The following is a 24,119-nucleotide window of genomic DNA, read 5'->3' as shown; positions in this document are numbered from 1 at the left end:
CACAGCTCAGCCTCAGACACCCTGAGGTCGGGCGAGCTCGTCGGCCGGCTCGATCCGGAAGTCGCTCCAGTCCGGGCGCCGGGTCTTGAGCCGGTAGGTGAACGTCGCCCCCGGCCAGTTGGTCGTGTTCTTGCCGGCAGCGGTCTTGTACCAGCTGCGGCAGTCCCGGTCCCAGACGGTCGCACCGATGCGTGTCTGGATACCGACGTTGAACTCGTCCTGAACCCCCGAGCGCACCTCGACCGACCGCACCGCGGCGCCGGCCACCTTCTTCACCCCCTGGAGGATGTAGTTGATCTGGGACTCGAGCATGAACACGATCGAGCTGTGGCTGAGGTTGGTGTTCGGGCCGTAGAGCAGGAACAGGTTGGGGAACCCGGCGACGGAGATGCCCAGGTGCGCCTCGGCGCCGTCGCGCCAGACCTCGTTCAGATCCAGGCCGTCGCGGCCGGTGATGTGCATCGGCGCCAGGAAGTCGGTGGCTTGGAATCCTGTGCCGAGGATGATGGCGTCGACCTCGTGGAGGGTTCCGTCCTCGGTGACCACGCCCTCGGGACGCACCTCCACGATGCCGTCGTTGACGATCGACACGTTGTCCTGGACCACGGCCGGGTAGTAGTCGTTGGAGAGCAGGACGCGTTTGCAGCCGATCAGGTCGGTCGGGGTGAGCAGGGCCCGCTTGACCGGGTCCTCGACCTGGGCGTGCAGACTCTTCTCGAACCGGCGCTGCAGGATCTCCATGAGCTTCGGGAAGCGGGTGAACGCCGCCGCCCGGGGCTCCAGCTGCCAGTACGTCACCCAGCGCGACAGGGCGTGCAGACCGGGGACCTTGGCGAGAGCGGCGGAGACGAACTCGGCGTACGCGTAGTCGGGCTTGGGCAGCACATGAGCGGGGCCCCTCTGGAAGAGGGTGAGCGAGGAGACCTGCTTCTGGACGTGCGGGACGAACTGGATCGCCGAGGCCCCGGTGCCGACCACGGCGACCTTCTTGCCGGCCAGGTCGAAGTCGTGGTTCCAGGTGGCGGAGTGGAAGATCTCGCCCTCGAAGGAGTCGATGCCGGAGATTCTCGGGAGGGCCGGGCGGCTCAGCTGGCCGACCGCGGTGATGAGCACGTCGGAGGTGTGCGTCGTCCCGTCGACGAGACGGACGGTCCACCGCCCCATGTCGTGGTCGAACGACGCGCCCTCGACCTCGGTGTTCAACCGGACGTGGCGCAGGACGTCGAAGCGCTCGGCGGTCTTCTGGAGGTAGCCCAGGATCTCCGCCTGCGGAGCGAACCGACGGCTCCAGTCGTGCTTGGGAGCGAACGAGAACGAGTACAGGTGCGACGGCACGTCGCAAGCCGCACCCGGGTAGGAGTTGTCCCGCCACACGCCGCCGACGTCGCCGGCCTTCTCGAAGATGGTGATGTCCTCGAAACCACGCTCCTTGAGCCGTACGGCCATGCCGATGCCACCGAAACCGGATCCGATGATCGTGACGGACGTGCCGTTGTCGACGCTGCTCGCCATGGCCCCCTCTTCCTGTCCGAGCGATGCTGATGACCATCAGCATCGCGTGTACGCGGCCTCGCCAAGAGGTGACTTCACGCCGAAGAGTTACTAGATTTCGCCAAGGTCGGGTTGTCTGACGAGAGGCCGCTGATGGTGCACTGGGATCTGCCGAGGACTCCGGTGAGTGCGCTGCTCCTGGCGCGCCTCGGGATGGAGCACGGCCTCACGGCGGCCGATGCGCTGGCAGGAACCCGGCTGCGGCTCGACGACCTGACGGACCCGAAGGCCGAGGTGTCGGCCCGCCAGGAGCTCGCGATCGTGGCCAACCTCGTCGATGCCTACGGGGAGGACACCGGCCTGGGCCTTGAGGCGGGCAGTCGCTACCACCTCACCGCCTACGGGATCTGGGGGTTCATGCTCGTCAGCAGCCCGACCCCGAGGAACGCGGTCGAGACGGCCCTGCGCTACGTCGACCTCACCTTCGCCTTCTGCGAGATCTCGGCGCAAGAGCGAGACGGCGAGCTCCTGTTCGTCCTCGACGCGAGCGACCTGCCCCGCCCGCTGCGGCGCTTCCTCCTGGAGCGCGAGGCGGCCGCCATCCGAACGATGCAGAGGGAGGCGTTCCCGGAGGGCGTACGCCCCACCCGAGCGGCGTTCGCCTTCCCGAAGGGGCGCACTGCCGCCGACGACCTGCTCGGCACGAGCGTCGAGTACGACGCGGCGGAGACGGTGCTGGCATATGACGGCTCCGTGCTCGACGCGCCCATGCCGCAGGCGAACGAGCACGCGGTCGCCATGGCCATCGACCAGTGTCGCGACCTCCTCCAGCGACGGCTCGCCCGCACCGGTCTCAGCGGGCAGGTGCGCAACCTCGTCCTCGCGCGGCTGACCGACCCGCCGGACGCCGACGAGATCGCGGCGACCCTGAACCTGAGCCCTCGCACCTTCCAGCGGCGCCTCGCCGACGAGGGCACGTCCTTCCGTGCCCTCCTCGGCGAGGTGCGCGAGCAGCTGGCCGAGGTGCTGCTGGAGACCGGGGACCTGCCGGTCGCCGAGGTCGCCCGCCTCCTGGGCTACGTCGAGGTGTCGAGCTTCTCCCAGGCCTTTCGGCGATGGAAGGGTATCGGCCCGCGCGAGTGGCGCAAGCGCGCCGGCCCCGCGGCTCAGTCGATGTGACCCTCGACGAAGCCGATGATCTCGGCGGCGACCTCGTCGCGGATGGGCGGCTCGTTGTGCACCTCGTGGCGGTATCCGGTGTAGACCCTGGTGCGTACGGCGCGGTTGCCGCTGCTCCACAGCTGGTTGGCGACGTGGTAGGCACCCTCGCCGTAGTTGGCGACCGGGTCCTGGTCGCCGGCGAGGATGAGCACCGGGAGGTCGTCGGGCATCTTGCTCGCCCAGTCATCGGCGTTGGCCTCGTCGTACACGGCGACGAAGTCGCGCAGGAACCGGAGCGTCATCGGCACCCCGAAGCGGTTGAGCGGGTCCACCGCGTGATCGGCGACGACACCACGGTCGGCCGCGACCCAGTCGGTGGCGCTGCGCACGTCGTCGTACCGCTCGACCACTCCGTCGAAGAGGGTGGACATGAACTCGTCGGCGACGCCGGCGCCGTCGGTGTCACCGATCGCCGCCTCGATGTCGCTCACGCTCAGCGCGTCGGGGCCACGCCACTGGGCGGCGATGCCCCCGAGCACCAGCCCGTCGATGTGATGGGGGTGGCGGCCGGCGTACGCCCGGGCGATCATCGATCCCCAGCTGTGGCCGTAGAGGAAGTAGGGCAGCCCGGGGTAGGCCTCGAGCGTGCGCTCGCGCAGGGTGGCTTCGTCCTCGACGACCGCGGTCAGTCCGTTCTCTCCGCTGTCCGCCCAGAACCCGGAGGCCATCGCGGTCGCGCCGTGGCCGACGTGGTCGTCGGCGCAGACGACGAAGCCGGCGTCGAGCATCCTGGCGATGAGCCGCAGGTAGCGGCGCGAGTGCTCCCCGAGGCCGTGCACGAGGTGGATGATCCCGCGCGGGGTCGTGGCCGGTGCGTAGATCCACGCCTTGATGTGGTCGCGGCCGTTGCGGGAGGGGAAGTCGAGCTCGGTCAGGGCCATGCCGTTCTCCTAGGGAAGTGTCGAGGCGCTGTCGAAGCGAGGGGTGAAGCCATCGGGAGTCATGTCCCAGCAAACAGTGTGGTTCAACCCGGCCGCTCGCGACAGGAACCGGACACCTCAGCGCCGCGTGCCACTAGCCGCGAGAGCTCGCCCGCCTGGCGTCGGCGGCGTAGGTGTCCGAGACGTACTCCTGGCGGGAGAGCTTCTGGATCTCGGCCATCACCCGGTCGGTGAGCTCACGCTGGGCGGCGCGGTCGCGCTCGCGCCCGGCGTACGGAGCCAGGTCGATCGGGCGGCCGAAGATGACGGTGGGGCGGGTCCAGCGGCCGAAGGTCTTGCCGGGAGGGGCGAGCACGTCGGTGCCGATGACCGCGACCGGGATCAGCGGCATCCGGGTCTCCAGCGCGAGGCGGGCGACGCCGGTCTTGCCGCGGTAGAGGCGGCCGTCGTGCGAGCGGGTGCCCTCGGGGTAGATGCCGAAGATGTGGCCGCCGTTGAGGATGGTCTTGGCCGCGAGCATCGCACCCTCGGCGGCGGTGGCGCCCGAGCGGTCGATCGGGACGTTGCCGGTGTTGGTGAAGAAGAACCGGTTCCACGCGCCGCGCAGGCCGGTGCCCTCGAAGTACTCCGCCTTCGCGACGTAGCGCACCATCCGCGGCAACGACATCGGCACCATCAGCCAGTCGAGGTAGGACAGGTGGTTGCCGGCGAGCAGCACGCCGCCTTCGGCGGGCACGTTCTCGACGCCATGGACCTTCGGCCGGAGCGTGAGCTTCAGCCAGGGTTGCAGCAGCACATACTTCAGGGCCGAGTAGAACACAGGCTGGTCCTGGATCGGGTGACGCTTCATCAGGCCACCGCCGTCTCGTCGATGAACGGCGCGAACCCGGCCGTACGCAGCAGCGCCTCGGCCGTCGCGCGCGCATCGGACCGGGCCGACGCCAGCAGCCGCCGGTCGCGGTTGGTGCGGCCGGGCACGGTGTCGGTCGCCGACGGCGCCAGCACCGAGGTGCGCACTCCGGCGAAGGATCCGGCCTCCATCGCCTGCCGCTGGGCGAGATAGCGCTCGGGCCGGCGGCGATACGCATCGGCGAGGTTGCCGCAGTAGCGACGCAGGTAGGTCTCGACCATCCGGTCCATCGAGCCGTACGCCGGGGCCGAACCGGCGGGGCGCGTGGCCAGCACGATGGCGTGGGTGGCGCCCAGGGTCGCGGCGGCAGCGACCGGCACGGAGTCGACCACTCCCCCGTCGGTCCACCTGCGACCTGCGTAGGCGACGACCGGACCGCCGACGATGGGAAGCGAGCCGGAGGCGGTCAGTGCCGAGACGAGGTCGTCGCGGGAGCCGAAGTCGCTGAAGACCTCTGCCTCGCCGGTCTCGACGTCGGTGGCCACCACTCCCACCGTGGCATCGGCGCGAAGACCGTCGTAGAGCGACAGCATGCTCTCCGACGTCGATGTGATGAGACGGGCGTCGACGGCCGGCCGCCCGCGCAGCAGGCGGCGCGAGTCGGCGTACTTGCGGTCGGAGAACTCCTCGACGTAGGCCCGGCTCATGGCGTCGACCTTCCCGCCGGCCGCGGCGACGGCGTTGGTCGCTCCCGCGGAGGTGCCCACGAAGAGATCGATGTGCTGGTGGGCCCCGAACGACTCGAGCACCCCCGCCATCGCCGACGAGATCACTCCCCGCATGCCACCGCCCTCGATGACCAGCGCGAGACGCGCGTCGGCGACCGGGTCACCTCCAAGACGGGCACGCAGAACCTCGAACGGGTTCACCACCGTCACACCCTCCCTCGACCTGACGTTACAAACAGGCGTAATTGTAACTACAAAACGCTATATTTGTAACGTCGACGGGTGCCGATCACCGAGAGCGGCGACTCCCCTGGGGGCCGAGCGTCGCGTAGGAGAAGTCGACAAGGTAGTCGTTCAGATCCAGTGCGGCCGCCTCGGCCGCGTCAGGCTCGCGGGCGAGGATGGCCCTCAAGATGGCCACATGAAGGCTCGCGCCGGCCTTGATCTCGGCCTCCACCTCGGAGACGTGGGTGAACCAGAATCGGCGGGACAGACCCTGCAGGGGGGCCATCGCGTCGGCGAGGTAGGCGTTGTGCGACCCGGTGACGATCAGGTCATGGGTGCCGCGCACAGTCTCCGCGTAGCCCTCGAGATCGAAACCCCCTCGCTCGAGCCGGGCCACCATGGCTTCCATCCCGCTGCGGTCCGCGGGCAGCGCCCGCTCGCACGCCAGACGCACGGCGAGCGACTCGAGGACGCGGCGCAGCTCCAGCATCCGCAGCTGTGCCTCCACCGACGTGGACGGGATGAGCACGCCCTTGTTCGGATGGATCTCGACCATCCGGTTGCGCGAGAGCCGCTGCAGCGCCTCACGGACCGGCGTACGCCCCAGGCCCGTCTTCTCCATCAGGAAGGACTCCGAGACCAGCGATCCCGGGTCGATCTCGCCGAACACCACCATTCTCTCGATGTCCCGGTAAGCCTGCGCCGCCTTGCCGATCCCAGCCATCGCCCCGCCTCCTTCGTTGTGCCGCATCCTAGGTCGACACCCCGCTCCCACCGGATCCCCCCACCAGAGAGGGTCGCCCAAATCTTCTTCAGAACTCTTGATATGCGACCGATATACTGGTTGCATACGGAGCCTACCAGTGAGACGCAGACCACACGAGCGCATCGGATCGTGTCAACGCCCACCGCAAGGAGCCCGACATGGCCACGAACTCCCCCATCGAACAACGCTCCATCGACCACATCCCGCTCGAGGAGCGCCACGGCTCCCCCCGCAGCCTGCTCTTCGTGTGGTTCGCCGCCAACACCTCCATCACCGCCTTGGTGACCGGGGCTCTGTTCGTCATCTTGGGCAACACCGCGCTGTGGTCGATCCCCGCGATCGTCATCGGCAACGCCGTGGGCGGCTTCTTCACCGCCCTCCACTCCGCGCAGGGGCCTCGCCTCGGGGTGCCGCAGATGATCCAGAGCCGTGCACAGTTCGGATACTTCGGCGCGATCCTCCCGCTGATCCTGGCGCTGATGATCTTCCTGGGCTTCTACGCCACCGGCCTGGTCCTCGGTGGGCAGGCGATGGCGCGGCTGCTCCACACCTCCCCTGAGGCCGGTGCGGTGGTGTTCGCCCTGATGTCGACGGCGCTCGCGATCTTCGGCTATCGACACATCCACCGCTTCTCTCATGTCGCGGCCGTGCTCAGCGCAGTCGTCTTCGCCGGGTTGTTCATCAAGATGCTGACCGAGCCCGCCACCCGCGAGGCGCTCTCGAACACCACGTTCGCCGCGGCACCGTTCATCCTCGGCATCTCGCTGGCCGCCTCATGGCAGCTCACCTTCGGCCCCTACATCGCCGACTACTCGCGCTACCTGCCCGAAGAGACCCCCAAGTCCGCCACGATCGGCTGGACCTCCCTCGGCAGCGTCGTCGGCGCCACGGCCGCGATGATCCTCGGCGCCTTCGCGGCGACCCTGGGCGGCGCGGGCTTCCTCGACAACCAGGTGGGCTTCCTGGCAGACCTCGGCGGAGTGTTCGCCGTGGTCGTGCTGCTCGCCGTGATCTGCGGCAAGCTGACCGGCAACACGCTCAGCTCCTACGGCGGATACATGGCTGTGGCGACCATCGTCACCAGCCTGACCCGCCAGTCGCGCATCGAGCCGCGCCACCGCGTCGTCTACATCGCCCTGATCTCGGCGGTCGCGCTGGCCATCGCGCTCGCGGCCAGCGACAACTTCATCGCCTCGTTCACCGACTTCCTGCTCTTCCTCCTCTACTTCATGACCCCCTGGTCGGCGATCAACCTGGTCGACTACTACTGGGTCCGCAAGGAGCAGTACGACGTCGACGCCCTGTTCGACCCCGACGGCGTCTACGGCCGCGTCAACAAGAGCGCCATGATCGCCTACGTCCTCGGCGTGCTGATCCAGATCCCGTTCATAAACAGCAGCTTCTACGTCGGCCCGATCGCAGACTGGATGGGCGGCGCCGAGATCTCCTGGATCCTCGGGCTCGTCGTCGCCGGCGGCCTCTACTACGCCCTCTCCGGCCGGGTGCGCTCCGAGCACGCCGCACCTCGGGGCCTCGCCTCCCACCGATGACCCGACCCCATGCCCCGAACCGATCACCCGAACCGATCACTGACCCAGCAAGGACATATCCCATGAGATACGACCCCGCCACCGAGAAGAGCCCGCTTCCCTTCTCCCCGTTCAAGAGCTGCACGGTGCCCCGCCCGATCGGCTGGCTCTCGAGCGTCTCCCCCGACGGCGTGGAGAACCTCGCCCCCTACAGCCAGTGGCAGAACCTCACGTTCGATCCGCCGATGGTGATGTTCTCCGCCAACCAGTATCCCGACGGACGCCGCAAGGACACCGTCCTCAACGCCGAGCAGACCGGATGGTTCGTCTGGAACATGGCCACCTGGGACCTCCGCGAGGCCGTCAACATCAGCGCCATGGCGTTGCCCGCCGACGAGAGCGAGTTCGACCGTTGCGGGGTCACCAAGGCGTACGCCGAGCTGGCCCCGGTCCCGCTGGTGGCCGAGAGCCCGGTGCACTTCGAGTGTCGCTACCTCTCCACCCATCGCATGACGGGCGACTCCAACGTCGGCACGATCGACATCGTCTTCGCCAAGGTCGAGCGGATCCACATCGATGACAACGCGCTGACGCCCGACGGCAGGCTCGACATCCCACGCATCAAGCCGATCGCAAGGATGGGCTACTTCGACTACACGGTCGTCACCGACACGTTCGAGATGCAGGTGCCCGAGGCCGGAGAAGCGGCTGCGTACGGCCTCGCCGGCCAGCCCACCTGACCGCCGGGGCGGCTCATCCGACGCGGGCAGATGCCGGGGACTGCTCCGGCAGGATCATCGCCGACGGCGGCTTGCTCGTGCGCTTCGCCAGCGGGTAGTAGACCGCCGCGGTGAGGACCAGGCCGACGATCCAGGAGAGGTCGGCGCCGCCGAGAGCCTCGGTGATCGGCCCGGTGTAGAGCTTCTGCGCCAGGAACGGGATCTGCGCCACGACACCGAGCACGTAGCAGCCCAGCGCGGCCAGGTTCCAGGCGCCGTAGCGGCCTGCGGGGTCGTAGAGGGCGGGCACGTCGACCCGCTCCTTGGAGACCAGGTAGTAGTCGGTCAGGTTGATCGCGCTCCACGGGGTGAACACCATCAGCAGCACCAGCACGAAGTTCTTGAAGTTGTCCAGGAAGTCGGCCGAGGCGAAGATCGCGATCACCACCGAGGTGCCGAGGAAGAGGCTGATGTAGAGCACTCGCGCCACCGCGGAGACCTCCCGGATCCGAGCGAACCCGGAGACGACGGTCAGCATGGTCATGAAGCCGCCGTAGGCGTTGAGGCTGTTGACCGCGAGCTTGCCGACGACGATCACCAGGTAGATCAGCAGGGCGACGGCGCCGCCGCCGGCGAGATCGCCCATGAAGCCGACCTGGTTGGTCAGGAAGTCGGCTCCCCCGGCCGAGACCGGGAGCGCGGCGACGACCACGCCGAGCGTCATCGCCCACTGGGAGCCGAGCACGCTGCCGAGGAAGGTCGACCAGAAGGTGGCCCGCTCGGAGGTCTCGGCCGGGAGGTAGCGCGAGTAGTCGGCGACGTAGGGACCGAAGGTGAGCTGCCAGCCCGCGCCCAGCGCGACGGCCAGCAGGAAGGTCGCGACCTCGAAGCCGCGTACGCCGAAGACGGCCGAGACGTCGTAGTCTGCGATGAGCCGGAACGCGAGATAGGTGAAGCCGATGATGCCGACCACGGTGGCCACCCTGCCCACGACGTGGATGAGCTTGTAGCCGACCGTCGTGGCGAGCGCGGTGAGGCCGCCGAAGATCAAGATGCCCACGGCCGGCGCGTCCACGTGGAGCACGTTGTTGATCGCCTGCCCGGCCAGCACGGTGCCGGTGGCCGCGAACCCGATGTACATCACCACGACCAGCACCAGCGGCAGCGCAGCCCCGTAGACGCCGAACTGGGCCCGGCTCGAGATCATCTGCGGCAGACCGAGCTTCGGCCCCTGGGCGGAGTGGAGCGCCATCACCGCACCGCCGAAGACGTTGCCGATCAGCAGACCGATGATCGCCCACAACGCGTCGGCGCCGAAGACGACGGCGAGCGACCCGTCGACGATCGCGGTGATCTGCATGTTCGCGCCGAACCACAGCGTGAACTGGCTCCGGGTCGTGCCATGCCGCTCGGCTGCGGGGATGACATCGATGGTGCGGCGTTCGATGCCGCCACCAGCCTCGGTCGTGGCCATGGGGGACTCCTCGGTCGTACGGGTGTGACGTGCCTCTCCATTGGAAGCCCCGCGCACCCCCACGGCCTAGGCGTCCCACCGAGTTCGAGTCTGCGATCCCAGACTGGTGCGGACCTGGCTCAGGGGCGGGCTCAGGGCGGCTCAGATCCCCTGGATGCCCGCTCCGATACGCCGCCCCAGCTCCCGCACCGCGGCCCCGACCTCGCTGACCATCCGCTCGAGGTAGGCATCGGTGCCCTCGCCCTCGGGGAAGGTCACCGTGACCGCTGCCACGGGATGTGTGTTGTGGTCCAGCACCGGCATGGCCACCGAGGTCAGGCCCGCGGTGACCTCACCGTGCTCGGAGGCGAACCCGTGCCGGCGTACGTCGGCCAGCAGCCGCCGCAGCGCGCTCAGCGACCCCGGGCCCGCCCCCGGCTCGAAGGCGTCGGCGTCGGGGTAGAGCGCCCGCACCTGGGTGGCCGGCAGCGCCGCCAGCATCGCCCGGCCGCTCGCCGTCCGGTGCGCGGGCAGCCGCACCCCCACGTCGGTGATCAGCAGCGGGCGCCCCGGAGCGCGCTCCTCGAGGAGGTAGACGACCTCACGGCCCTGCAGCACCGAGAGATGTACGCCGTTGCCGGATCGGTCGCGCAGGTCGGCGACCAGCCGCCGCGCGAGCCGCTGCAGGGGCGCCTGGCGGGTGTATCCGGTGCCGAGCTCGTAGGCGGTGACGCCGAGCCCGTAGACCTTCTGCTCGGGGTAGTGCACCACGAAGCTCGAGGCCAGCAGCGTGCTGAGCAGGTGGTAGGTCGTCGACCTGGGAAGCCCCAGCTCGCGCGAGATCGCGGCCGCGGTGACGGGGCTCGCCTGAGCGGCGAGGTAGCGGAGGATGGCGAGCGTCTGCTCGGCAGCGGGCACGACGGCCATGCCTGGATCGTAGTGGTTCGCTCAGCCGGCGCGGCGGCCACCGATCCAGGTCTGCTCCACGAGCGGCACCCCGGGCCGGTAGGCGAGGTGCACGTAGGAGGGCGCGTCGAGCACGGCGAAGTCGGCGCGGCGCCCGACATCCAGGACCCCGACGTCGTCGCGGTCGAGTGCCAGAGCGCCGCCGGCGGTCGCCGACCACAGCGCCTCGGCCGGCGACATGCCCATGTCGCGTACGGCCATCGCGATGCAGAACGGCAGCGAGCTGGTGTAGCACGAGCCCGGGTTGCAGTCGCTGGCCAGCGCGACCCTCACGCCGGCGTCGAGCAGCCGACGGGCGTCGGGCCACGGCTGGCGGGTCGAGAACTCAACCCCCGGCAGCAGGGTGGCGACCGTGCCGGACTCGGCCAGCGCATCGACGTCGGCGTCGGAGAGGAACGTGCAGTGGTCGACCGCGGCCAGGCCCAGCTCGCAGGCCAGCTGCACACCCGGCCCCTCGCCGAGCTGGTTGGCGTGCAACCGGCCCTTCAGCCCCTTGTCTCGGCCTGCGTTCAGGATGGTGCGCGCCTGGTCGGCGTCGAAGGCGCCGCGCTCGCAGAACACGTCGATCCAGCGCGCGTGCGGTGCCGCCGCGTCGAGCATCGCACCGGTCACCAGGTCGACGTAGGCCGCCGGGTCCGAGCCCTGCGGCACCACGTGGGCGCCGAGGAAGGTGGTGTCGTCGGTGAAGCGGCGCGCGATCGCCAGGCTGCGGGCCTCGTCGACGACCGTGAGCCCGTAGCCGCTCTTGATCTCCACGTGGGTGGTGCCCTGACGGTGCATCTCGGCGACCAGCCGGGCGACGTTGGCCGCCAGCTGCTCGTCGGCCGCCTCGCGGGTGGCAGCGACCGTGGTGCGGATGCCGCCGGCGGCGTAGGGCGTGCCGGTCATCCGGGCCTCGAACTCGGCCGACCGGTCACCGGCGAAGACGAGGTGGGAGTGACTGTCCACGAAGCCGGGGATCACCGCGCGGCCGCCGAGGTCGACCCGCTCGTCGGCAGGCGGCGCCTGGGCGGCCGGACCGACCCAGGCCAGCCGGTCCGCCTCGATCACCATGGCGGCATCGGTCAGCAGACCCTGCTCCGCCTGGGTGGCGAGCTCGCCGATCCCCGTGATCACCACACTGCTCATGCCCACACCTCTCCGATCGCCGTGGCCAGCTCGTCGCCGATCTCCTGCCGGTCGCCCGCCCGCGCCACGATCTTTCCATCGGCGACGACGTGGGTGACGTCGTCGCCGCACGCCGCGAAGACGACCGAGCTCTCGTCGCTGCCCGTGCCGGCCGTGCGCGGGCTGGTCGTCGACAGCGTGACCAGGTCGGCCCGCTGCCCGACGGCGATCCGTCCGGTGTCGCTCCAGCCCAGGCTCTGGTGGCCGGTGGCCGTGGCCGCCGCGAGGAGCTCGCCGGCGCTCCAGTGCCCGCGCTGCTCGGTGACCAGGCGCTCGTCGAGCTCGACCGCGCGCATCTCCTCGAAGAGGTCGATCACGGCGTGGCTGTCGCTGCCCAGGGTCAGCCGGGCGCCGGCCTCGTGGAGCGCACGGCTCGGGCCGATGCCGTCGCCCAGGTCGCGTTCGGTGGTCGGGCAGAAGTCGGCGTACGCCGCGGCCTCGCCCAGCAGGCGGATGTCGGTCTCGGTCAGGTGGGTGGCGTGCACCGCGGTGGTCTCGGCTCCCAACAGACCCTCCTCGGCGAGCAGCTCCGTCGGCGTCATCCCGTACGCCGCGAGGCACTGCTCGTTCTCCGCGCGCTGCTCGGAGAGGTGCACGTGCAGGGGTCGCCCGGCGGCCGGGCGGAGCTGGTCGCGCGGCACCGCTCGCACCGAGTGCATCGCCCGGCCGACCAGCACGCCGTCGCGTTCCTCGAGACGGGAGACCCGCTGCGCCCAGGTGTCGGCGTCGCCGTCGGAGAACCTGCGCTGCACACCCTCGGGCGGGGTGCCGATGCCGGCGGCGAGATAGAGCGTGTCGAGGAGGGTGATCCGGATGCCGGCCTCGCGGGCCGCCTCGATCAGCGCCTCGCCCATCGCGTTGGGGTCGGCGTAGGGGGTGCCGTCGGGCTGGTGGTGCAGGTAGTGGAACTCGCCCACGCAGGTGATGCCGGTGGCCGCCATCTCGCGGTAGACCGCGCGGGCCAGCGCGAAGTAGCTGTCGGGGTCGAGGCGCTGCGCCGCGGCGTACATCTGCTCGCGCCAGGTCCAGAAGGTGCCGCGGCCGCGCTGGGTGCGCCCCCGCAGCGCCCGGTGGAAGGCGTGGCTGTGGCAGTTGGCCAGGCCCGCGACGGTGAGCCCGGCCAGCCGGGTCGCCGCGCCGTCGTGGCCGGGGAAGCCGGGGGTCACGGTCTCGAACCGGCCGTCGGCGACGGTGACCAGCACCTCGTCGGCGACGCCGTCGGGCAGGATCGCCCGCTCCAGCAGATAGCTCTGACGCTCGCTCATCCGGCCAGTTCCTGGAGCGTGTCGGCGAGCGCCTCGACGCCGGCCAGACAGTCGACCGTCTCGGCATGCTCGTCGGGTGCGTGCGAGATGCCGGTCGGGTTGCGCACGAACAGCATCGCGGTCGGGATGCCGGCCGCGGAGAGGATCCCCGCGTCGTGACCGGCCTGGGTCGGGATCACCGGCCAGCCGTGAGGTGCGGCGATGCTGCGGGCGAGGTCGGCGTCGAAGCCCACGGCGGCCGAGACCGACTCCGGGGTGACCTCGAGACCGGTGCCGTGCTCGCCGGCCCGGTCGGCTGCCTGCGCGGTGATCGCCTCCACCAGCCGGCCCAGCGAGTCGTCGGTGGCGCAGCGGGCGTCGAGCCAGGCGGTGACCCGCGACGGCACGGCGTTGGTGCCGTTGGGCTCGACCGAGATGCGGCCGAAGGTGGCCCGCTCCCCCGCCAGCCGGGCCTGCTCGTTGGCCGCGAGCGCGGCCATCGCGTAGGTGAGCATCGGGTCGCGCCGGTCCTCCATCCGGGTGGTGCCGGCATGGTTGGCCTCACCGGTGAAGTCGAAGCGGTAGCGCCCGTGGGGCCAGATCTCGCTGGCCACCCCGACCGCAGCGTCGCGGTCGATGAGGTCTCGGCCCTGCTCGACGTGGAGCTCGACGAAACAGCCCACCCCGGCCAGCAGGTCGGACCCCTGGGAGGGATCGACACCGGCCTCGGCCCACGCGTCGCCGAGGCGTACGCCGTCGCGGTCGGTGAGCGCCTCGGCCTGCTGGAGGCTCGTCGCACCCACCGCGAGCCGCGAGCCGAGGCAGGCCAGCCCGAAGCGGGATCCCTCCTCCTCGACGAAGGCACCGATCCCGATCCGTCTGGCGGGCGCGAAGCCGCGCTCACGCATCAGGTCGAGCGCCGCGAACGCGGAGACCACCCCGAGCGGACCGTCGAAGGCTCCGCCGTCGAGCACCGAGTCGAGGTGGGAGCCGGTGAGCACGTCGCCGCCTTCGCCGGCCGAGCCCGGGGCGGCCTCCCACCAGGCGACCATGTTGCCGAAGCCGTCGTGCTCGAGCCGTAGCCCGCGGGCGCGGGCCTCCTGGGCGAACCAGTCGGCGCACTCCCGCTCGGCGGAGGCGAACGGTTGGCGGAAGTAGCCGCCGCTGGTCGATGAACGCCCCAGCGGAGCCAGGTCACGCCACATCTTCTCGAAGCTCACAGGTCCAGCCTCTCGTCTCTCGTCGCCTCCGGTCAGCCTTCGTTCATCGGGACGCGCACGCCACGCTCGGTCGCGACGTCGGCGGCCAGGTCGTAGCCGGCGTCGACATGCCTGATCACTCCCATGCCGGGGTCGTTGGTCAGCACCCGCTCGATCTTCTCCGCGGCCAGGTCGGTGCCGTCGGCGACGCACACCTGCCCGGCGTGGATGGAGCGGCCCATGCCCACGCCGCCGCCGTGGTGGATCGAGACCCACGAGGCACCCGACGCGGTGTTCACGAGCGCGTTGAGCATCGGCCAGTCGGCGATCGCGTCGGAGCCGTCGGCCATCGCCTCCGTCTCGCGGTAGGGCGAGGCGACGGATCCGGCGTCCAGGTGGTCGCGCCCGATCACGATCGGGGCCTTCAGCTCACCCGAGGCGACCATCTCGTTGAACTTCAGGCCGGCGAGGTGACGCTCGCCGTACCCGAGCCAGCAGATGCGCGCCGGCAGCCCCTGGAAGGAGACCTTCTCGCCCGCCATGGTGATCCACTTGCGCAGCCGCTCGTTCTCCGGGAACAGCTCGAGGATCGCGCGGTCGGTCGCGGCGATGTCGGCGGGATCGCCGGACAGCGCGGCCCAGCGGAAGGGACCCTTGCCCTCGCAGAACAGCGGCCGGATGTACGCCGGCACGAAGCCCGGGAACTCGAAGGCGCGGTCGTAGCCGCCCTTGCGCGCCTCGTCGCGGATCGAGTTGCCGTAGTCGAAGACCTCGGCGCCCTTGTCCTGGAACTCCACCATCGCCCGCACGTGCGCGGCCATCGAGGCCTGGGCCTGTTTGGTGAACCCCTCGGGGTCACGGCGAGCGGCGTCGTGCCACTCCTCGAAGGAGACGCCCGCAGGGAGGTAGGACAGCGGGTCGTGCGCGGAGGTCTGGTCGGTGACGATGTCGATCGGGGCGTCGGAGGCCAGCAGCGCCGGGAAGATCTCGGCCGCGTTGCCGAGCAGCCCGATCGAGAGCGGCGTACGGGCGTCGCGCGCCTCGACGGCGAGCCGCACCGCGTCCTCGACCGAGTCGGCCTGGACGTCGAGGTAGCGGTGGTCGATGCGTCGGGCGATCCGCGACTGGTCGACCTCGACGCAGATCGCGACGCCGTCGTTCATGGTGACGGCCAGCGGCTGGGCGCCGCCCATGCCACCGAGACCGGCGGTCAGCGTGATCGTCCCGGCCAGCGTGCCACCGCTGTGCCCGTTCCCGCCAGAGGCAGCGAGCTTGTCGGCGACCGCCGCGAACGTCTCGAACGTGCCCTGCAGGATGCCCTGGGTGCCGATGTAGATCCACGACCCGGCCGTCATCTGGCCGTACATCGTCAGCCCGAGGTCCTCGAGCCGCCGGAACTCCTCCCAGTTGGCCCAGTCGCCGACCAGGTTGGAGTTGGCGATCAGCACCCGGGGCGCCCACTCGTGGGTGCGCATGACACCGACGGGCTTGCCCGACTGCACCAGCATCGTCTCGTCGTCCTCGAGGGCGCGCAGCGTGCGTACGAGCGCGTCGTAGGCCTCCCAGCTGCGCGCGGCCCGGCCGGTGCCGCCGTAGACGACGAGATCCTCGGGACGCTCGGCGTTCTCCGGATCCAGGTTGTTCATCAGCATCCGCAGCACCGCCTCGGTCTGCCACGACTTCGCGGTCAGCTCGGTGCCGCGTGCGGCTTGGACGGGAAGACGGGGGTTGCTCGAGCGCTCGTTCATTTCAAGCTCCGATCACGGACTCGGTGACTGGGAGGATCGCTCGGGCGTCGAGCTGCGCGCCCGGGCCGTCGATCCATGGCTCCATCAAACGGCGTCGTCGCGCGCCGTGCCAGAGCTGTCACCCGTCAGCTGTCTGGAATACCAGACTCATCCGGACACCGCCGTCATCCACCGATCACGGCACGTCCCACCCGCAGGCGCAGATCCTCCAGCCGGGCGAGCTGGTCGTCGGCGCGTCGGACGAGGTCGTCGAGCAGCACCGGGTCCACGCGTACGTCGCCCTCGGTGGCCGCACGCAGAAGATGCCACCCGGCGCGCTTCGCGGCCACCGCGTCGAGCAGCGCCTCCAGCTCGAACAGGTCCGAGAGCGGCGATCGCCGCACCACCCGCCCGTTCGGCTTCAACCGGCCGGCGAGCTCCGCCGCCCGTCCCGCCGTGGCCGCGATGCGCGATGGGGCGGCGCCGGTCGCCTCGATGATCTGCCGCAGCGCCTCCCGGTCCGCGTCCACCTCCACCGCCAGCTGTCGCACCCGGACGGCCACGTCGGTGTCGGAGTGCGAGCGGCCCACTCGCTCGAACATCGCGACACCGGCGCTGGAACCTGCCCAGTGGTGCTGGAGGTAGGCGTGCAACATGTCGTCGTTCATCGGTGCTCCTTCTCGTGCGGGTCACGGACGTAACGGGGGAAGCTCGCTGCCGGCCTTCTCCGGGATGCCGGAGACCACCGCCTCGAGGGCCTCCATGGCTGTGTGGCGCGGTCGCCAGTCGAGCTCCAGCCCGGCCCGGGCGGTCGACATCAGCGGCAGCTGCATGACCGCCTCCAGCAGGCTGCCGGGAACCGGCGCGATGCGTGCGTTCCATGCCGCGTCCAGGCCGTGGCGCACCAGACCTGGCGGCACCTCGACCGTCCGGGCACCCAGCAGCTCGCCGACCTCCTCGCGCCGGATGATCCCGGGGCCGGCCAGGTTGTACGCGCCCGCCACCTCGGTGGTCGCCGCGGCGGCGAGAGCCCGCCCGACGTCGCCGGCATGCACCGCCTGGAACCGCATCCCGGCCGGCACCGGCACCATCGGGATCCTTCGGCGGTCCGCGAAGGCGGGCCGGAGCAGAGGGCCGCCGAAGATGCGCCGCTGCTCGCTGGCCGCCGAACGCTGGAAGACGAACGCCGGCCGGACCCGGACCAGCCGCACCTCGGGATGGTGGCAGGCGAAGGCGTCCAGAGCCCGCTCGACGTACGCCTTCTCCCGGCAGTACGCGGCAGCGGACGCCCCGTCGGTCGCCCAGGTCTCGTCGACCGGGTCGTCGTGGTCCACCGGCGAGTACGCCGCCACCGACGAGGCGCACACGAGCGCGGGGACCCCGGCCCTGGCCACCGCGTCGAGGACCCTGCGGGTGCCGACCGCGTTGGTGGCCCAGGTCTCCTCCGGGCGGTGCGTGGGCTGGAACTTCCAGGCGAGGTGGACGACCGCGTCGGCACCCTCCACGATCGGCGCCAGATCGACCGTCGAGACATCGGCCTCGTGCCACTCGACAGAGCCATGCACGCTGGAACGCGGGCCGCTGGGAGCTCGGCGGGCGACGCCGACGACCCTGGCGGCGCCGTCGGCGGTCAGCGCCCGGATCGCGGCGCTGCCGAGGTTGCCCGACGCACCGATGACGACGACCTTCATGCTGTCCACCCTTCCTGCGACCGGTTTGATCTGACGTGTGGCTTGATCTGATGTGCGAGACCCCGGTACCCACCGCGACCGGATGCAGCCCTGCCGACCAGCCGGGCGGTCGTCGCCGGATGCGTCACATAGGTGCGCCGCCGGCGGGGTACCCACGGCGGATGACCGATCGGATCGCAGATCTGCACGGCGTACGCACGCCGCATCCACGAGCGACGGTGTGGCCGGCCCGGGTCGACCAGTATCTCGACGACGGCCTCGGCGAGGGCGACGTCGACCGCTGGGTCCAGTCGGCATGCCTGTTGTGCAGCAACGGCTGCGGCTGCGACATCGCCGTCAAGGACGGCCGGATGGTCGGCGTACGCGGACGGGCCGGCGACGTCGTCAACCACGGTCGCCTCGGACCGAAAGGGCTGTACGGAAGCACCCCGTGGGCCTCGTCCCCCGACCGGGTGACGCGTCCCCTGGTCCGAGAGGACGGCCGGCTGGTCGAGACCGACTGGGAGACAGCGATGGCGCGGGTCGTCGAACGTTCTCGTTCCTCGCTGGAGGAGCGCGGCCCCCTCACCCACGGCTTCTACACCAGCGGTCAGCTCTTCCTCGAGGAGTACTACCTGCAGGCGGTCATCGGCAAGGCCGGCATCGGTACGCCGCACATGGACGGCGACACCCGGCTGTGCACGGCGACCAGCGCGGCCGCCTTCAAGGAGTCCTTCGGCGCCGACGGCCAGCCGGGCTCCTACACCGACATCGAGCACTGCGACGCGATCTTCCTCTACGGGCACAACATGGCCGAGACCCAGACCGTGCTGTGGGCCCGCGTGCTCGACCGCACCCGCGCCGACGACCCTCCCCGCGTCGTGTGCGTCGACCCGCGCCGCACGTTGGTCGCCCAGGAGGCCGAACGGACCGGCGGCGTACACCTGCGACCGCGCGTGGGCACCAACCTGGCGCTGATGAACGGGCTCACGCGTGAGCTCTTCGCCAACGGCTGGGTCGACGAGGCATGGGTGGACGCGCACACGCTCGGCCGGGACGAGCTGGAAGAGACGGTGGCGGCGTACACACCCGAGCACGTCGCCGAGATCTGCGGCGTCCCCGCCGACGACCTGCGCCGCGCCGCCCGGATCTTCGGCGAGAGCCAGGCGGTGCTGTCCACCGTGCTCCAGGGCTTCTACCAGTCCCACCAGGCCACCGCGGCCTCGGTGGCGGTGCACAACCTGCATCTCCTCCGCGGCATGATCGGACGCCCCGGAGCTGGGGTGCTGCAGATGAACGGGCAGCCGACTGCCCAGAACAACCGGGAGTGCGGCGCCGACGGAGACCTCACGGGCTTTCGCAACTGGGACAACCCGGCGCATGTGCGAGAGCTCGCCGATGCGTGGAACGTCGACCCGATGACCATCCCCCACTGGTCACCGCCGACCCATGCGATGCAGATCTTCAGCTACGCCGCGAGCGGCTCCATCGACTTTCTGTGGATCTCGGCCACCAACCCCGCCGTGTCGATGCCCGAGTCGGCGCGCATCCGCAACATCCTCTCCTCCGACGACTGCTTCGTCGTGGTCCAGGACCTGTTCCTCACCGAGACGGCCGAGCTCGCCGACGTCGTGCTCCCGGCAGCCGGCTGGGGCGAGAAGACCGGCTGCTTCACCAACGTCAACCGCACCGTCCACCTCTCCGAGAAGGCCGTCGACCCGCCCGGCGAGGCACGCAGCGACTACGAGATCTTCCTGATGTACGCCGACCTGATGGGCTTCACCGACAAGGACGGTGCGCCCCTGGTGAGATGGCGCCGTCCCGAGGAGGCGTTCGAGTCGTTCTGCTCGGTGACTCGAGGGCGTCCGATCGACTACACCGGGCTCTCCTACGAGAAGCTTCGTGGACCCACCGGGATCCCCTGGCCGGTGAACGAGGCACATCCCGAGGGGACCGACCGGCTCTACGCCGACGGCGTCTTCCCCACCGACACCGAGGTCTGCGAGACGTTCGGGCACGATCTGGTCACCGGTGCCGTGGTGACCGAGCAGGAGCACCGGGCCATGCGGCCCGACGGCCGGGCCTTCCTCAAGGGTGCGCCGTACTCGCCCCCGCACGAAGAGCCGTCGGACGACTTCCCGATGCTCTTCACCACAGGTCGCACCGTCTTCCAGTTCCACACCCGCACCAAGACCGGCCGGTCCTCCTCGTTGGACGACGCCGCGCCGGACGCGTGGGCGGAGATCTCGCCCGTCGATGCCGAGCGTCTCGGCATCGACGAGGGCGACTGGGTGCACGTGACCTCCCCGCGCGGCGGCATCGAGGTGCGCGCCCGGGTCGGTCAGGTCATCGAAGGAGCCGTCTTCGCACCGTTCCACTACGGCCGCTGGGACCCGCGCGGCGTGGCCGACGCCGAGCACCGGCTGGCCAACGAGCTGACCATGACCGTCTGGGACCCGGTCTCGAAGCAGCCGTACTTCAAGACCGCCGCCTGCAGGGTCACCCGCCTGCGCGGTGGCGACGGCCCTGCCCCCGCCCCGACGACCACCGCGTCGCCGGCGACGGACCTGGCGCCGACGGTCGGCGGCGCCGAGACCAGCAGCAGGGTGCTCGATGTCACCCCGGCGTACCCGCTCGATCCCGCGGGAGGATCCTGATGTCACATCTCGCCACCTACGTCGGCCTCGCCGACCACAGCGAGCAGACCCTCGCCTCCGCCCTTCGCTCCGTCGCCGAGGGCCATGCCGAGGAGGCCGACGTCTTCCACACCTGCCACCTGCTGGCCGGTTGGAGCGAGGAGCACCGCAGACGGCTGGCACCGGTGGTCGAACGCTACGGCGAGGAAGACGTCGAGGAGCCCGAGCGGCTGCATCACGACGGACTCGCCCAGGTGAGGTCGGGCCCGGTCGGGCTGCTGCGCGACCTCCAGGAGCTGTACGTCCTCGGCGCCATGGTCGAGACCACCTGGACCGTGGTCATCCAGGGTGCGCAGGGGCTGCGCGACACCGACCTCCTCGAGGTCGCCACCTCCTGCAGCACCCAGACCGCCCGGCAGCTGTCGTGGTTCAACACCCGGATGAAGGTCGCCGCGCCGCAGGCGTTGATCGTCGCCCGCTGAAGCGTGCCGGTGGGCGCAGGTCAGGGTTGGAAGACCACCTTGACCATGGAGTCCTCCTTGTCGCGGAACTTCCGATACGCGTCCGGGGCGTCCTCGAGAGGAAGGTGATGGGTCGCGAAGCTCTCCACACCCAAGACGTCCTCGTCGTTCTCGAGCAGCTCGAGGATGTCGTCGGTCCAGCGACGGACGTTGGCCTGTCCCATCCGCAGCTGGATCTGCTTGTCGAACATCTGGAACATCGGCAACGGGCTGGCCGCACCCCCGTAGACCCCGGAGATGCTGATCGTCCCGCCGCGGCGTACCGCATCGATGGCGGTCAGGAGCGCCGCGAGCCGGTCGCTGCCGGCGTTGAGCATCACGACCTCCTGGACCTTGCGCGGCAACATGCCCAGCGCCTTCTGCGAGGTCTCGGCAACCGGCGACCCGTGGGCCTCCATCCCGACCGCATCGATGACCGCATCCGCGCCACGCCCATCGGTCAGGTCCCGCACGCGCTCCGCGACATCGTCGACGCTCTCCATGTCGACCGTCTCCGCCCCGCGTCCGAACACCCGCGCCAGACGCCCGGCGACTCGATCGACCGAGATCACCCGTACGCCTCGTTCCAGCGCGATCCGCGCAGCCATGTCACCGATGGGACCCGCGCCGAGGACGGCCAGGGTGTCACCTTCGGCGACGTCGGCGTACGTCACGGCCTGCCAGGCCGTCGGCAGCACGTCGGAGAGGAAGAGGAAACGATCATCCGGCGGCCCGTGAGGCACCTTGACCAGCAGATGGTCGGCGAACGGCACCCGGATCGCCTCCGCCTGACCACCGGGCACCTGCCCGTAGAGCTTGCTGTAGCCGAACAGGCTGGCCCCGGTGCCTTGATCGTGGTTCTGAGTGGTCTCGCACTGGCTGAACAGTCCGCGTTCACACATCCAGCAGGATCCGCAGCTGATGTTGAACGGCACCACCACCCGGTCGCCGACCGCCAGCGTCGACACGTCGGGACCGACCTCTCGCACGATCCCCATCGGCTCGTGGCCGACGACATCGCCCCTGCTTATGAACGGGGCCAGCGGGTCGTAGAGATGCAGGTCGGAGCCGCACAGGCCGGACGATGTCACCGCCACGACCACGTCGCCCGGGTCCTCGACCACCGGGTCCGGCACCTCGCGCACCTGCACGTCATGTCTGCCCTGCCACGTCACGGCCCTCATGAGTGGTCGCTCCGCGCGGACTCGGTCACGGCCGTAGCGGCCGTCGTCAGGTAGGTCATCCCTCCCGGTAACCCCGACCGGGCGAGGTCATGCCCCCTGTCCCCGACAAGCACAGCTGCCGGCGACACGCAGGGCCTCACGCGAGTGCGAAGTAGCGCAGGTAGAGGTAGACCCAGGCGATCGCGAGGGAGACGACGGTGACCACCAGGCCGTACTTGGTGAAGCCCCAGAAGCTGATCGGCTGGCCTGCCTTGGCGGCGATGCCGAGCACGACGACGTTGGCACCGGCGGCGACGGCGGTGGCGTTGCCGCCCAGGTCGGCTCCCCACACGAACGCCCACCACAGCGGGCTCTCGGCGCCCGCGTGCGGCGTCACCGCGACCATGTCCTCGACCACCGGCACCATCGCGGTGGTGTAGGGGATGTTGTCGACGAACGCGCCGAAGACGCCCGAGCCGAACAGGAGGGCGGTGGCGCCGAGCAGCTCGCGGTCTCCCATCCACGCGGCGGCGGCCTTGCCGATCTCGCCGATGACACCGACCTCGACCAGCGACCCGATGAGCACGAAGAGCGCCATGAAGAACGCCAGGGTCGGCCACTCGACCTCCTCGAGGAACTCGTCCGGCGTGGTGCGCGAGACGAGCACGGTCGCCCCCGCTCCCATCATCGCGACGATCGAGGGGTCCAGGTGCAGCACGGTGTGCAGGCTGAAGGCGACCATCACCAGCCCGAGCACGACGAGGCAGCGCACCAGCAGGCGTACGTCGGTGATCGCGTCGCGCGGGTGCAGGTCGCCGAGCACCCGCTCCACGTCGACCGACGTCTTGAGGTGACGACGGAAGAGCAGCCGGGCGAAGAGCAGGTAGGCGATCAGCAGGATGACCGTCAGCGGCAGGGAGTGGATGAGGAACTGGTTGAAGGTCAGCCCGGCCCGGCTGGCGATGATGATGTTCGGAGGGTCTGCGATGAGCGTGGACGGTCCGGTGAGGTTGGCCGCGAGGATCAGCGAGACGAGGAAGGGCATCGGCGAGAGACCGAGCTGGCGGCACACCGAGAGCGTCACCGGTGCCACCAGCAGCACGCAGGTCACGTTGTCGAGGATCGGTGCGACCGTGGCGGTGACCAGGACGAGCAGCACGAGCAGCTTGTAGGGGTGGCCGCCCGAGGCGCGCGCCGCCCACAGCGCCAAGAACTCGAAGAGCCCCGTCTGCTTGAGCACCCCGACGATGATCATCATCCCGAAGAGCAGGAACATGACGTTCCAGTCGACACCGGTCTCGGGGTTGAGGAACGCGGACTCGGCGTCGACCAGCCCGATCACCACCATGCCGGCCACCCCGCCGAGAGCGGCGGCGACCCGGTGGACCCGCTCGGTGGCGATGAGCGCGTAGCTGATCAGGAAGATCGAGATCGCGGCGGAGGTGAGGATCACGCCGACCTACTGACGCCGAAGGCGGCCGCCGAGTTCGCCTCCATCCCCGCATACCACCCGGCGAGGCGCCCGTAGCGGCTCACCAGCCGCAGCCGGTCCTCCACCGCGCCGACCTGGTCTCGGGACGCGACGGCGAGCACCTGGTCACCGAAGCGCAGCACCGTGTGCGGGTCGGGCACCATGACCTCGCCGCCGCGCGTGATCAACGAGATCGCCGAGCCAGGTGGCAGCCGGAGCTCGTCGACCTCCGCCCCGGCCAGCTTCGACTCCGGCTCGACCTCGAACCGCAGCAGCACGGCGTCGAGCCGCTCGAGGGTCGCGTAGCCGATCGAGACCTTGTGGACGAAGCTGCCTCGCTCCGCCCAGCGGGGCTGCCGCCCGCGCCCGATCGCCAGCCCGATCGCGAAGCCGATCGACGCACAGATCATCCCCGCCGAGATGGCGAGCTCGAGCTCAGGCCAGCCCATCGCGGGCTTCCCGAGAGCCGGTCGTTCGGGCGTGCGCCCGCGCTCGTGTCTGCTTCATACACCC

At 70.2% G+C, this 24,119-nt stretch carries 21 protein-coding genes; 5 read left to right on the top strand and 16 right to left on the bottom strand.

Features of this window, described 5'->3' with window-relative positions; all coding sequences use genetic code 11:
• Window positions 1-12 precede the first annotated feature (12 nt).
• Window positions 13-1,512: a flavin-containing monooxygenase gene (locus tag FB381_RS09555; protein ID WP_141780071.1), complete on the bottom strand. Its 1,500-nt coding sequence runs from the start codon at window positions 1,510-1,512 to the stop codon at window positions 13-15.
• Window positions 1,513-1,674: 162 nt separating this feature from the next.
• Between FB381_RS09555 and FB381_RS09550 the strand changes: the two genes are divergently transcribed.
• Entirely contained in the window at window positions 1,675-2,670 is a 996-nt protein-coding gene (locus FB381_RS09550; RefSeq protein WP_211352379.1) for an AraC family transcriptional regulator, read from the top strand.
• On the opposite strand, the gene FB381_RS09545 is transcribed toward FB381_RS09550, so the two are convergent.
• The 4 genes from FB381_RS09545 to FB381_RS09530 all read right to left on the bottom strand — a co-directional run bounded on the left by FB381_RS09545 (window position 2,658) and on the right by FB381_RS09530 (window position 6,120).
• Window positions 2,658-3,593 carry an alpha/beta fold hydrolase gene (locus tag FB381_RS09545; protein ID WP_141780069.1) on the bottom strand — a complete coding sequence of 312 codons (936 nt, stop codon included), beginning with the start codon at window positions 3,591-3,593 and terminating at the stop codon, window positions 2,658-2,660. The genes FB381_RS09550 and FB381_RS09545 overlap by 13 nt on opposite strands.
• Window positions 3,594-3,726: 133 nt before the next feature.
• A complete protein-coding gene (locus FB381_RS09540; RefSeq protein WP_211352378.1) occupies window positions 3,727-4,443 on the bottom strand; it encodes a lysophospholipid acyltransferase family protein in 717 nt (238 codons plus the stop codon).
• Window positions 4,443-5,375 carry a patatin-like phospholipase family protein gene (locus FB381_RS09535; protein WP_141780068.1) on the bottom strand — a complete coding sequence of 311 codons (933 nt, stop codon included), beginning with the start codon at window positions 5,373-5,375 and terminating at the stop codon, window positions 4,443-4,445. The genes FB381_RS09540 and FB381_RS09535 overlap by 1 nt, the downstream gene beginning before the upstream one ends.
• Window positions 5,376-5,460: 85 nt before the next feature.
• Window positions 5,461-6,120 carry a GntR family transcriptional regulator gene (locus FB381_RS09530; protein ID WP_141780067.1) on the bottom strand — a complete coding sequence of 220 codons (660 nt, stop codon included), beginning with the start codon at window positions 6,118-6,120 and terminating at the stop codon, window positions 5,461-5,463.
• A 200-nt stretch (window positions 6,121-6,320) separates the two neighbouring features.
• Here FB381_RS09530 and FB381_RS09525 point away from each other — a divergent pair, with 200 nt between their 5' ends.
• Together FB381_RS09525 and FB381_RS09520 are read left to right on the top strand one after the other, a co-directional pair.
• Window positions 6,321-7,712 carry a purine-cytosine permease family protein gene (locus FB381_RS09525; RefSeq protein ID WP_141780066.1) on the top strand — a complete coding sequence of 464 codons (1,392 nt, stop codon included), beginning with the start codon at window positions 6,321-6,323 and terminating at the stop codon, window positions 7,710-7,712.
• 62 nt (window positions 7,713-7,774) lie between these two features.
• A complete protein-coding gene (locus FB381_RS09520) occupies window positions 7,775-8,431 on the top strand; it encodes a flavin reductase family protein (RefSeq protein WP_141780065.1) in 657 nt (218 codons plus the stop codon).
• Window positions 8,432-8,444: 13 nt separating this feature from the next.
• Here the strand turns inward: FB381_RS09520 and FB381_RS09515 are convergent, their stop codons facing one another.
• The 8 genes from FB381_RS09515 to FB381_RS09480 form a co-directional block, all read right to left on the bottom strand.
• Window positions 8,445-9,884, bottom strand: coding sequence for a purine-cytosine permease family protein (locus FB381_RS09515; RefSeq protein ID WP_141780064.1), 1,440 nt, complete (start codon window positions 9,882-9,884; stop codon window positions 8,445-8,447).
• Between the two features lie 141 nt (window positions 9,885-10,025).
• Window positions 10,026-10,790 carry an IclR family transcriptional regulator gene (locus FB381_RS09510; protein WP_141780063.1) on the bottom strand — a complete coding sequence of 255 codons (765 nt, stop codon included), beginning with the start codon at window positions 10,788-10,790 and terminating at the stop codon, window positions 10,026-10,028.
• A 21-nt stretch (window positions 10,791-10,811) separates the two neighbouring features.
• A complete protein-coding gene (gene hutI, locus FB381_RS09505; RefSeq protein ID WP_141780062.1) occupies window positions 10,812-11,957 on the bottom strand; it encodes an imidazolonepropionase in 1,146 nt (381 codons plus the stop codon).
• Window positions 11,954-13,261, bottom strand: coding sequence for a formimidoylglutamate deiminase (locus tag FB381_RS09500; RefSeq protein WP_141780061.1), 1,308 nt, complete (start codon window positions 13,259-13,261; stop codon window positions 11,954-11,956). The genes hutI and FB381_RS09500 overlap by 4 nt, the downstream gene beginning before the upstream one ends.
• Window positions 13,258-14,460: an allantoate amidohydrolase gene (locus FB381_RS09495; RefSeq protein WP_246088036.1), complete on the bottom strand. Its 1,203-nt coding sequence runs from the start codon at window positions 14,458-14,460 to the stop codon at window positions 13,258-13,260. The genes FB381_RS09500 and FB381_RS09495 overlap by 4 nt, the downstream gene beginning before the upstream one ends.
• A 32-nt stretch (window positions 14,461-14,492) precedes the next feature.
• Entirely contained in the window at window positions 14,493-16,187 is a 1,695-nt protein-coding gene (gene hutU / locus FB381_RS09490) for a urocanate hydratase (protein WP_141780060.1), read from the bottom strand.
• A gap of 164 nt (window positions 16,188-16,351) precedes the next feature.
• Window positions 16,352-16,834 (bottom strand): hypothetical protein, encoded by a 483-nt coding sequence (locus FB381_RS09485; RefSeq protein ID WP_141780059.1) that lies wholly within the window; start codon window positions 16,832-16,834, stop codon window positions 16,352-16,354.
• 21 nt (window positions 16,835-16,855) lie between these two features.
• Window positions 16,856-17,857 (bottom strand): NAD-dependent epimerase/dehydratase family protein, encoded by a 1,002-nt coding sequence (locus FB381_RS09480; RefSeq protein WP_141780058.1) that lies wholly within the window; start codon window positions 17,855-17,857, stop codon window positions 16,856-16,858.
• Window positions 17,858-18,018: 161 nt separating this feature from the next.
• On the opposite strand from FB381_RS09480, the gene FB381_RS09475 reads away from it, so the two are divergent.
• The gene (locus FB381_RS09475) at window positions 18,019-20,493 is read left to right on the top strand and encodes a molybdopterin oxidoreductase family protein (protein WP_141780057.1); all 2,475 of its coding nucleotides are present in this window, start codon (window positions 18,019-18,021) and stop codon (window positions 20,491-20,493) included.
• Window positions 20,493-20,954 carry a hypothetical protein gene (locus tag FB381_RS09470; protein ID WP_141780056.1) on the top strand — a complete coding sequence of 154 codons (462 nt, stop codon included), beginning with the start codon at window positions 20,493-20,495 and terminating at the stop codon, window positions 20,952-20,954. Before FB381_RS09475 ends, FB381_RS09470 begins: the two co-directional genes overlap by 1 nt.
• A gap of 20 nt (window positions 20,955-20,974) precedes the next feature.
• On the opposite strand, the gene FB381_RS09465 is transcribed toward FB381_RS09470, so the two are convergent.
• From FB381_RS09465 to FB381_RS09455, 3 genes are all read right to left on the bottom strand, one after another.
• On the bottom strand, window positions 20,975-22,156 hold the full coding sequence (locus FB381_RS09465; protein WP_141780055.1) for a zinc-dependent alcohol dehydrogenase: 1,182 nt from the start codon (window positions 22,154-22,156) through the stop codon (window positions 20,975-20,977).
• 136 nt (window positions 22,157-22,292) lie between these two features.
• Entirely contained in the window at window positions 22,293-23,588 is a 1,296-nt protein-coding gene (locus FB381_RS09460) for an ArsB/NhaD family transporter (RefSeq protein WP_246088035.1), read from the bottom strand.
• Complete coding sequence (locus tag FB381_RS09455; protein WP_141780054.1) at window positions 23,585-24,055, bottom strand: TrkA C-terminal domain-containing protein; 471 nt, start codon at window positions 24,053-24,055, stop codon at window positions 23,585-23,587. Before FB381_RS09455 ends, FB381_RS09460 begins: the two co-directional genes overlap by 4 nt.
• Window positions 24,056-24,119 lie beyond the last annotated feature (64 nt).

Origin of the sequence: Nocardioides albertanoniae (assembly GCF_006716315.1) — a bacterium.
GTDB classification, from domain to species: Bacteria; Actinomycetota; Actinomycetes; order Propionibacteriales; family Nocardioidaceae; genus Nocardioides; species Nocardioides albertanoniae.
Note: the sequence above shows the minus strand (reverse complement) of the source record. Positions and strands in the feature narration are given on the sequence as shown.